Annotated in this window: 8 protein-coding genes; 6 read left to right on the top strand and 2 right to left on the bottom strand. The window is 47.9% G+C overall.

The genetic code is table 11. From position 1 onward, the window contains the following. Positions 1-398: 398 nt before the first annotated feature. The gene (udp, locus tag L4D12_RS12790; RefSeq protein WP_428448227.1) at positions 399-1172 is read right to left on the bottom strand and encodes a uridine phosphorylase; all 774 of its coding nucleotides are present in this window, start codon (positions 1170-1172) and stop codon (positions 399-401) included. 457 nt (positions 1173-1629) lie between these two features. On the opposite strand from udp, the gene L4D12_RS12785 reads away from it, so the two are divergent. The 6 genes from L4D12_RS12785 to L4D12_RS12760 all read left to right on the top strand — a co-directional run bounded on the left by L4D12_RS12785 (position 1630) and on the right by L4D12_RS12760 (position 7155). Next, a complete protein-coding gene (locus tag L4D12_RS12785) occupies positions 1630-3177 on the top strand; it encodes a 4Fe-4S dicluster domain-containing protein (protein WP_428448226.1) in 1548 nt (515 codons plus the stop codon). Further along, the gene (locus L4D12_RS12780) at positions 3177-3497 is read left to right on the top strand and encodes a hypothetical protein (protein WP_428448225.1); all 321 of its coding nucleotides are present in this window, start codon (positions 3177-3179) and stop codon (positions 3495-3497) included. The genes L4D12_RS12785 and L4D12_RS12780 overlap by 1 nt, the downstream gene beginning before the upstream one ends. After that, positions 3385-4743 (top strand): tetratricopeptide repeat protein, encoded by a 1359-nt coding sequence (locus L4D12_RS12775; protein ID WP_428448233.1) that lies wholly within the window; start codon positions 3385-3387, stop codon positions 4741-4743. Before L4D12_RS12780 ends, L4D12_RS12775 begins: the two co-directional genes overlap by 113 nt. Then, entirely contained in the window at positions 4734-5918 is a 1185-nt protein-coding gene (locus L4D12_RS12770) for an FMN-binding protein (protein WP_428448224.1), read from the top strand. The genes L4D12_RS12775 and L4D12_RS12770 overlap by 10 nt, the downstream gene beginning before the upstream one ends. Then, positions 5908-6129, top strand: coding sequence for a hypothetical protein (locus L4D12_RS12765; protein ID WP_428448223.1), 222 nt, complete (start codon positions 5908-5910; stop codon positions 6127-6129). The genes L4D12_RS12770 and L4D12_RS12765 overlap by 11 nt, the downstream gene beginning before the upstream one ends. Before the next feature lie 144 nt (positions 6130-6273). After that, positions 6274-7155: an AraC family transcriptional regulator gene (locus L4D12_RS12760; protein ID WP_428448222.1), complete on the top strand. Its 882-nt coding sequence runs from the start codon at positions 6274-6276 to the stop codon at positions 7153-7155. A gap of 571 nt (positions 7156-7726) precedes the next feature. Here L4D12_RS12760 and L4D12_RS12755 read toward each other — a convergent pair. After that, positions 7727-10159 (bottom strand): zinc/cadmium/mercury/lead-transporting ATPase, encoded by a 2433-nt coding sequence (locus L4D12_RS12755; protein ID WP_428448221.1) that lies wholly within the window; start codon positions 10157-10159, stop codon positions 7727-7729. Positions 10160-10284: the final 125 nt, after the last annotated feature.

Below are 10284 nucleotides of genomic sequence, written 5' to 3'. Positions count from 1 at the left end.
TTACTGCACTGGCTCCCTGTTAACAATTCCACCCTCAAGCACAGCATAGGTCTGACTGAGTATGGGGCTTTGCGCTATTTTGCACGCTTACCCACCTAGACTGCCGAATCAGGTTCACTTTCGTTGTGTACTGTTAACTTCCTATCGCTTCCTTCAGACCCTGCCGTTGGCCAGCAACGCCCTTGCGATTCGGATTATCTTCCCCTCAGTCGGGGTGATTCAGGTTTCTTGCAACCTGACGGGTTTGCCAGCTTCGCTGGGCAAACAAAAAAACCAGCGCAATGGCTGGCTTCATCACTTAATTCGCAGGAATTGAGCTCGAGAACAAGGCGGAAGCGCGGAGTTGATAATAATCAATGAGCACTTCCAACGCAGTTAACGAGCTCAATAACCAGAATTTATTCCGCAAGCATACGGCGAGCAGCGTCAACCACCACCTTAATAGAACGCGCTTCCGTCTCTTTCAACGTCGCGTGATCTGGGATCTCTTTCTGGGTACGGTTGATGATCACACCGGCTACACAACCTGCGCGTAGACGTAAGCCTGAACTTGCACACATGGTTAGCAGGGTTGCTGATTCCATTTCAAAATTCAGCACGCCCATTTCTTGCCATTCTTTCATTGAGCCTTGGAAACGACGTACTACACGGCCTGAGAATGTGTCATAACGCTCTTGACCTGGGTAGAAAGTATCGCTAGATGCTGTTACACCGGTATGTACGGTTGCACCGTCGGCATCACAGGCCGCTTTCAAGGCTGTTGCTACGTTAAAGTCAGCGACCGCTGGGAATTCCAATGGTGCAAAGTGAAGGCTGGCACCATCTAGACGTACTGAACCAGTTGTAACAATCATATCGCCAACATTGATGTTTGGCTGAATTGCACCTGTTGTTCCAACACGTAGGAATGTATGAACACCTAGCTGAGCGAGCTCTTCAACGGCAATAGACGTTGATGGACCACCGATACCCGTTGAACAAACAACAACAGATTTACCATCTAACTTGGCACGGTACACGGTGTACTCGCGTGCACTGGCTAGGAATTCAGGATTATCCATTAGGTTGGCGATCTTTTCTACACGTGCTGGATCACCTGGAATAATGGCAAGCTCTGCGCCGTTAAGATCGGCTTTATTCACACCTAAATGGAAAACTTTGTTGTCAGACATAATGATATCCTTTTTGTTATTGCCGCACGCTAGGGACATTTGAGGAATACGGCTATTTACCCATTGTTTTAAAAGTACTTTTCAACACGTAAAGTAAAAAAGTATTTATAAAACACCCGTTAACGATAGCTCATTGCCTTACTGCTTTGGGTGACTATCGTCACATAAATACAAAAACATTAATTTTCATGTTTCACAATAGTGTGACAGGTATCACTATAAATCGATTGCCCATGCGGCTTATCACATTATTGGTTTCAGTGTTGAGCTATCGCTTCTTGGCTCATTTATCGGTTTTGTTCTCTGTGGAATTGGCAACATTGGCTAAACAAACCCTCCCTTTTCTACCCAATAAAGGCCGAAATCTACCTTTTGACCATTCTATCCATCATTACAATGCCACCATCAAGACATATTTTTGCTCGATAGAGCACAATGTTAACCATGGACGAACGTGATGACACACGAAAAACATGAGGCATCTCGAAATGTTGCCAATCCGTCACGACGGAATTTTCTAAAATTTAGCGGTGCGACTGCCGTTGCTGCATCGGTAGCGGGTGCAGTGGGTGCAGGCTTCCAGCTTGGTCGCGACCCTGACAGCTATGTCGGATGGGGACGCACGGAAGAAGGTAAAGACATGTTCTTTAACCGCGATTCATTCCGTGTTGATTACCCGCCAACATTTCGTAAAGTAGGCCCGATCGAGCGCCCGGAGTGGGCCTCTCACCTATTTAACCGTACTGGCTGTTTCCGCAATGCATTCGCTGAAGGCTGGACACCTGATATGGGATTATCAACCTTCCCTGACGAACGTATCCGTGACTATTACCGCGATATGCCCGATCGTTTCGATGAAATGCTCCGTGCATTCCGTGAAAATGAGCTGCGTAAAGCTAACATTGAACGCATTCGGGATCAGTTTGCCATCGGCTGGGCCTATGACTGTGCCCACGAAAAAGCAGCCTACGGGACACACGATTTTCCTATCCAGTTTCCAAAGAAACCAGAAGGTCCACCCGAAGTGGCCGACTATTACTTTGTTGACCCAACCCGTAAAAAGCTGGAGTTCAAATCTCCTCAGCACGCTTCAGAGCTAGTTAAAACCATGGCCCACCAATTTGGTGCCAGCTTGGTAGGGATTACCAGTGTACATAAAGAGTTCATCTTTAAAAACATGATGCGTGGTGTGGATAGCTGGGGTGAAGAAGTGCCCGCACATTGGAAATCCATCATTGTAATTGGTATCCCAATGAACTGGGATCCGATGTATTCCGCTATCGGTTATTCCACGTCATATGATGCCTATCACAAGTGCCGTCTCGCGATTGGTAAGCTGCAGATATTCCTTGGTGAACTGGGCTATGGCTCACGCTGTCAGGTGCCGGGTAATGACTATGAGATGACTATTCCGCCGCTAGGCGTATTAGCCGGTTTGGGTGAAGCCAGCCGTAACGGTACCTTGATGACCCCAGAACTGGGTACCAATATTCGTTTGGCTGCACTTGTAACTGATATCGACCTTGAGCATGACAAACCTGTTGATCTTGGGATGCAGCACTTCTGCCAAGATTGCAAAATTTGTGCAACCAGCTGCCCGTCAGGATCTATCTCACTCTCCGATAAACCCGATACAGTGATCCGTGGCTTTAAGCGTTATGACTTCAACCAAGATAGCTGCTACCGGATGTGGATGAGTGGCCCAACCGCAATGGGGATGGGATGCCGGGCCTGTATTTCAGTCTGCCCTTATACCCGTAAAAACAACTGGATCCACACCATTGTTCGTGAAGCCGATCCACGAGATAAAACGGGCGTAACCCGTAAGGCGCTGCTGGCAATGCAGCACAATATGTTCTATTACCCTGAAGCCGAAGACTACCACGGCGACTGGAATGGCGGCCACATGGCAGGCTACCACCAGCCACCAGAGTGGATGCGTACCGAGAACTTCTTTAAGGTTGATAAGACTTGGCAATATGACGGCAACTGGGAGGGAATCTAATGTTTCCACAAGCCACGATACTCGATCCTCTATTTTGGATGGTGATGGGTGCTACACAAGTTTTTCTTTTCCAGAACGCCAGTTACTGGGCGTCTGAATTTAAACTTAACATGAACCCTGCCAAATGGTTGCTGGTGGGTGGATGGTGGGCATCATTCCTACTAACCATTGCTGGTGCCTTTACTTTACTGGGTGAAAATGAAGGGAATGCTGGCTGGTATTTCCTTGGTGTTGTCGGTACAGCCCTCGTTATTGCTGGCTTCGGTATTGGCCGCCTGCTGTTCTGGCTGCGCGACCGTCAGCACACTTCCGCATCTTGATATGACTATCGGCCCTATCGCTGCGCGTGCGGCAATAGGGCCGAGCTATGAGAATACAACCATGTTATCGCAACAAACCTGTGATCAAATTGCCGATCTTTCCCGACTTTGTGAGCATACTTTATCTTCTCCGCTCGACATTGATGCCTTGACCCTTGCGGTAAGTGAACAGGCGAAACTATTGCTCAGTCATCGTGTAAATACGCTCAATGGCGAAGAGCCTGCCGCCCTTTATGGCTGGATCGAACATCAAGCGCTACAAACAGAGATCAACCTTTGGCTCGACCACACCGGATTTGATGGCCTGGGCACCAATGGTCTCAGCGCAGAGAGCCAAAAAGCATTCCTGACCGGATTGATCCAACTTGGCCTACCCGAGTCGGCCCTTACCTGCATCGGACGCGGGCAGCAAACCGAAGATGCACCTGCGCTTGACCTATTAAGAGGAAAAGCACTGTCCGCCCTCGGCCAGCCAGAAGCCGCCATTTCATGCTACCTTGCTCTCTCGGCCAGCAATCCCGATGATCATACACCGTATTTTCATCTTGCTGGTGAATACCTCCGTCTCGGTCGACATGCCGATGCGTTAGATGCCTTTGATCATGTGATCAGCAAGCAGCCAACCCTTCCTGGTCCTTGGCATAATAAAGGGGTCTGTCTGTATCAATTAGAGAATTTCGACGAAGCGGTTACCTGCTTTGAAAAAGCCTGTGAGCTATCCCCGGCCTTTGCCGGATCATGGATTGCTCTCGGAAAATGCTACCTCTCCCTCGGAAGCCTGTTGCAAGCGCAAACCGCGTTAGAGCATGCACTTACCTTAGGTGAACCACATGCAGAGCTCTATAAAACCCTTGGCCTGACCGCCAAAGCGCAAGGTCAACTGGAAACTGCCGCCCAATACCTCAATCAAGCCCTTGAGAAAATGCCGGATGAAATTGGGTTATTCCTTGCCCGAGCCGAATGCTTGGTTGGGATCAGCCAATACCAACTGGCGCTGCAAGACTTAGCCAAACTAAAAATCATTGAGCCTTATAACGTGCAAAGCTGTGCGCTTGAGTTCGAATGTTTGTTTGCCCTGCAACGTTATGCTGAAGCTGAGCGCTGTTACTACTTTTTACAAGGAATGCATCCTAAAGCAACAGAGCAATATGATGAGCACATTGCCGTTATCCGCTCTCATGCCAACATTGCCACCCAGAGTGTTAACCACGTAGACGTATCTACGGAGAGTGATGTATGCGCCTAAAAAGGGATCAGCAAGAAAAGCTTGCTATCATCGCAACCGTGATGATTTTAGTACTCGCTTGGTTCTTTGGCGGACTACGCCAAGATGCGAGTATTCAGCAAACCCTGTCGCAAGCAACCGGATCAGGGCTGACCTATACCGCGGCAGGGGAAAACTTGTGGCAAGCAAGCACGCAAAACACCGCCACACCAACTGCATGGCTAACAATATCGACCGCAGTTGGTTATGGTGGACCACTCGATGTGGTGACAGCACTTGATGAAGAAGGCAAGATCAGCGGGATAGCCATTACGACCAGTGCTGAAACGGCATCCTATCTGCGACAGGTCACTGATAGCGGTTTTGTTGATCAGTTTCTTGATACCGATGCAGAGAAAATGGCGCGTATTGATGCCATTTCCGGGGCAACCCTGACCAGTGATGCGCTCCAAACTGCCATTATCACTGGCAGTCAGCACAGCGCACGCGAGGGCCTAGACCGTGATATTCCCTTGCAGCCCTCCACAGGGATAACCCTGCCAAAGTGGATGGACGGGCTGGCACTGATCTTATTTCTTGCCGCGATTGCTCTCAACCGCCCAGGCTTTAAATGGAAAGTCGCAGGCAGACGTATCGTGATGGCGACGTCACTGATCATGCTGGGGTTCTATGCTGCCGTTCCGTTTGGTCTTGGCACTGTGGGGTTTGTACTGAATGGTTTTTGGCTCGACGGTGTCGCCAGTTACACCTCACTCATGCTGTTGCTGATCACCCTTAGTTATTTACTGTTTTCAAATAAAAACGTGTACTGCAATACCGTGTGTCCGTTTGGTGCGATGCAAGAGTGCATTGGAAAGATCAACAAAGCGAAAGCCTGTAAATCAAATCACCCGACCATCATATGGCTACCTCGGATATTGGTGACAATTGCGTTGGCATGCGGCCTTTATTTCCGAAGCCCGTCGTCATTCAGTTTTGAACCCTTCGGGATGGCCTTCAATATGATCGGAGGACCACTGTTGTTTGCCCTCACGATAACAGTTGTATTGACCTCTCTATTTGTACACAAGCCCTGGTGTCAAAGCCTATGCCCAATCACCCAAACCATGGCATTGGTACGTGCGTTAAAGCAGTGGGGAAAATCACTCACTAAGAAAAAACGCCCCGTGAAAAAGGAGCGTCCTCATGCGCGATAAACTCTCTATTTTATTTTTTATTATCGCAACAGGATTAATTCTGGCGCACATTGGCCAAACGGCTTTCGCACTTAATGCTCAATCTGAACAAAATGCCGTTTATCGGGTGCTACGAACCAGTACCAAAGCCCCTGTCGTGATACCCGCCGAGATAGACTACAAACGTCTGGCTGAGCTCAATGCTGAAACATCAAAAGCAGAAGGCTGGTGATCAGGTAAACTGTGCCGTGTTTCACACTTTAACAAAAACGGGGCGTAATACTACGCCCCGATGTTATAAAAGCTATTTTAAATCAACAACTAAATTCCATTGCGACATATAGTTAGCCGTCAATCATGATAAAACGTAATCAGCATGCCTCTTAGTGCCATTCAGCGTATCGCTTTTAATTGTCAGGACAGCAATCCGGTTGAAATGACCCTTCGTCCACTGCGTGCCCTCTTTGCCGAAAAAGATCGATTTCCATTAACCATCCCCCATCGGCTTGATTTCTATTCGATGATTTATATTAATCAGGGAGAGGGGCAACATGTTATCGATTCCAAACCTTATCGTTATCGCCCCGGAAGCCTGTTTTTGGTTTCTCGTCATCAGATACATCATTTTTTATTAAATGATGACAGTGATGGCTATGTCATGACGTTCACCGACAATATGGTTTTTGGTGGCCCTGATGATTGTTTCAAACATGATGTCATCAGTTTATTTGAAAACACAAATCATACCGCTGCACCAGGGCTCATTGAGGACTTTAATGAACTATATAGCGAGTTTCAAAGCCGGCATCCACACCGAAATGATATGTTACGTTGTCTGCTACGTCGTTTGATCCACCGGATATATCGCTGCAATCTCAAGCAAATCACACCGAGTTTATCGAATGAAAATGGCTTGTTTAGTCGTTTTCGTCTGGCGGTAGAACAGCATTTTCCTCAGCATCGGCATGTGACAGATTACGCAAACCTACTTGGCTGCTCAAGCAAGAAACTGTGTAGCTTAGCCAAACAGCAAACCGGAAAAAGTGCCAAAGAAATGATAGACGATCGCATACTGCTGGAAGCTAAACGGCTTTTAGCCTACAGCGCCTTGTCTATTGGTGATATTGCGATACGCCTTGGCTTTGAAGAAGCGACCAATCTGGCCAAATTTTTCCGTCGTCATACTGAACTGTCACCGCGAGACTTTCGTTCAATAAGCAGGCTCAATCACCACCAAAATAGCAGGATGAATTGGTAGGTGCGAGGTGAATTTTCTGGCTTTACCACCCAAATACAACATATAAGCGGGAGGCAACTCCCGCTATGTGATTATCAGGTATCACCGCTTATTTCAGTATAATTCCACATTTTTTGTTAATAATCATTTTCGCTATATGTGTTATACCTTCAGGTACATCCGAACCATATTGACTGTAATATGGTTTCACTTCATGACAAGAATCATCAATTGAAAGCGCTAGCCTTAAAAAAGCGAGAGAATCACTCGGATCCATATCCAGCTGTAATAATACAGCGTCTCGAGCTTTGCTATATTCACCAGATAAATAGGCAGACTCAAACACCATTGTCAGTGAGCGATACTCATCCGCGACGTCTATCGTTTCACTTGCAACGGTAAACGACGAGAACAATATAGCTAAGGTAAAACTAAGACCCCTGATCCTTTTGGAATTAAAGCAAAAAAAACTTACCATATTGGTTTGTACTCCCCTGATTAGCTTTTTATTCTACTATGACTGCATACACAAAGAGCACCCGGAGGTGCTCTTTGCCTTAATTATGTTCTAACTCGGTATCCCGCAACGGGATCACTCTTTGTGGTTGAACTTCAATAAACGCAGGGCGTTTAAGGTCACCAGTGCGGTGGCACCACTGTCGGCTAACACCGCAACCCACAAGCCTGTCATACCCAGTAAAGTCGTCACCAAAAAGACGACTTTCAGGCCCAAAGACAGCGCAATGTTCTGACGGATATTGGCCAATGTGGCTTTCGATAAAGCAATCATCATCGGTAGCTCAGAAACCCGGTTATGTGTCAGCGCAGCATCCGCCGTTTCTAGTGCCACATCGGTCCCGCCGCCCATCGCGATACCAATAGAGGCCGTTTTCATCGCAGGGGCATCATTAATACCGTCACCGACCATCGCCACCTTAGCATTTTGATTGGCCTGTTCAACATGTTTAACTTTGTCTTCTGGCAGCAAACCCGCTTCAAAAGCAATGCCTATTTCTTTTGCTATCGCAGCGGCAGCGCGTGGGTTGTCACCCGTTAGCATCACCGAATGGATCCCCATCGCTTTAAGCGCTTTTACTGCTTTGGCACTGTCTGGACGTAAATTATCCCGCCATGCAATCAAGCCCACAGGCACTTGGTTACGTAGCGCAACCACTAACGTCTTGCCTTCATCTTCCAAGCAGAACGCTTGTGACGCCTGAGACTCGCTGAGTTCAATGCCATGCGGTAAGCGATCAGCCGCCACCAGCATCACACTGTCACCATCAATCTCACCTTGAATACCACGCCCAGGCAAAGCTTGGCGCTCTGCAGCCTCGATAACGGTTAACCCACGAGCCACTGCCGCATTTACCACAGCTTGAGCCAATGGATGAGCAGATCCCATTTCAACCGCTGCCGACTGACGTAACAGACGATCTTCATCACCGTCCCAACTGACGATGTCGGTCATGACTGGCTTGCCTTCAGTCAGGGTACCCGTTTTATCAAATGCGACAGTTTCGATATGCCCAAGTTGCTCTAATGCCGCGCCACCTTTGATCAATGCGCCACGACGGGTTGCCGCCGCTAAGCCAGAGGTTATGGCAGCCGGAATTGAAATCACCAAGGCACATGGGCAAGCAATAAGTAGTAACGTTAACCCTTTATACAACCATTCATCCCACGCTTGACCAAAGAACAACGGTGGAATGACAACAACCAAGGCGGCCAACACAATCATCGCCGGGGTATACCAACGGCTAAAGCGGTCAACAAATCGCTCTAGCGGTGCCTTACGTGATTCTGCATCTTCAATCAGGTGTAAAATACGATCAATTGCGTTGTCGCCCTGCTCAGAAATGATCCGCAAGCGGACAACCTTATCGGCGGCCAAGGCACCAGCCATGATTTGTTCACCGACCAAATGCTCAACCGGTACGGACTCCCCAGTTAATGCACTTTCATCAAAACTGGCCGCGGCATCTAACAGTTCAACGTCAGCAGGAAGGCGTCCACCCGGCGCCACTTCAATGATGTCACCCTGTTGTAATTCACTGGCAGGAACGATCTTCTTACTGCCGTCAGGCATCACCAAGCTGGCTTCTTCCGGTACCAGTGCCATCAGGGATTTCACCCCACTACGCGCTTTTGCAGCAGCATAGCCTTCAAGCTGCTCACCAATTAAAAACAATAGCAATACCATCGCCGCTTCTGCGGTTTCCCCTAAGTACAATGCACCAATTGCAGCAATGCTCATTAAGGTTTCAATGGAAAATGGTGAGCCACTCTTGGCTAAGATTACGGCCTTACGGACAATCGGAAATAAACCCACAATCGTCGTCGCCGTGAATGCCGCCAGCCCTAAAATTTCTGATTGTTTACTAAGTAGAAATGACACAACCATCATTGCTGTGATCATAATCACAGACAAATGATCCTTGATAAAACTTTGACCACTCGCTGGCTCGTTTTTTTGATTAACCGCCAGAAGGCTAAACCCAGCTTGTTTCGTCTTGGCTATGATCTCATCAGCCAAGGATTTTGACTGGCAATGCACCACTAATTTTTCAGTTGCAAACATCACTTTCGCCGAAACAACACCATCTATGGCTGATATGGCTTTTTCCAGCTTACTGGCGCAGCTTGGACAATCCATGCCGTCGACTTTCCAGCTTAAGGTTGCGCTGTAACTTCCCGGTGCGGGTGCTTTTTCTGCCTCATCACTCATTGATGTCGCAGCGGAACAGCTACCGGAAGAAGCACTACAGCAAGAATCTGAATGAGCAGCCTCTGCGGAAGTGATTTTATTCACTGTAAACCCGGTAGGCTGGACGGAAGCAGGATCATCATCATCGGCATATTCACGCTCCTGAGACGGTGAGTGAGCAGTTGCTTCGTGTTGACAACTTACCGATGCACAACAGCTCTCAGCATGATTATGCTCAACGGTTACTGACGCTGTTGAGGTACTGGTCGGTTGCGCGGTATGAACGTGTAGTTTTTTATTATTGCACTGGGCACACATGGCCATTCTCCTTGTTGTTGACAGTGATTGTTCTCATCACTGAGTAAACTATAAACCTTGGAGCTAAGTCTAAGGTCAAGAAGAAATCACAACTTTACATGCTTTTGTATAACGATGACGGCAGG

The organism is Photobacterium nomapromontoriensis (assembly GCF_050336815.1).
Taxonomy (GTDB): Bacteria; Pseudomonadota; Gammaproteobacteria; order Enterobacterales; family Vibrionaceae; genus Photobacterium; species Photobacterium nomapromontoriensis.
The sequence above is the reverse complement of the archived record's forward strand: the minus strand, read 5'-3'. Positions and strand labels throughout refer to the sequence as shown.

Excerpts from the sequence above, each read along its gene's own strand:
- L4D12_RS12760 (WP_428448222.1), top strand. The coding sequence starts at position 6,274 with ATGCCTCTTAGTGCCATTCAGCGTATCGCTTTTAATTGTCAGGACAGC.
- L4D12_RS12770 (WP_428448224.1), top strand. The coding sequence starts at position 4,734 with ATGCGCCTAAAAAGGGATCAGCAAGAAAAGCTTGCTATCATCGCAACC.
- L4D12_RS12780 (WP_428448225.1), top strand. The coding sequence starts at position 3,177 with ATGTTTCCACAAGCCACGATACTCGATCCTCTATTTTGGATGGTGATG.
- udp (WP_428448227.1), bottom strand. The coding sequence starts at position 1,172 with ATGTCTGACAACAAAGTTTTCCATTTAGGTGTGAATAAAGCCGATCTT.
- L4D12_RS12785 (WP_428448226.1), top strand. The coding sequence starts at position 1,630 with ATGACACACGAAAAACATGAGGCATCTCGAAATGTTGCCAATCCGTCA.
- L4D12_RS12765 (WP_428448223.1), top strand. The coding sequence starts at position 5,908 with ATGCGCGATAAACTCTCTATTTTATTTTTTATTATCGCAACAGGATTA.
- L4D12_RS12755 (WP_428448221.1), bottom strand. The coding sequence starts at position 10,159 with ATGTGTGCCCAGTGCAATAATAAAAAACTACACGTTCATACCGCGCAA.
- L4D12_RS12775 (WP_428448233.1), top strand. The coding sequence starts at position 3,385 with ATGCTGGCTGGTATTTCCTTGGTGTTGTCGGTACAGCCCTCGTTATTG.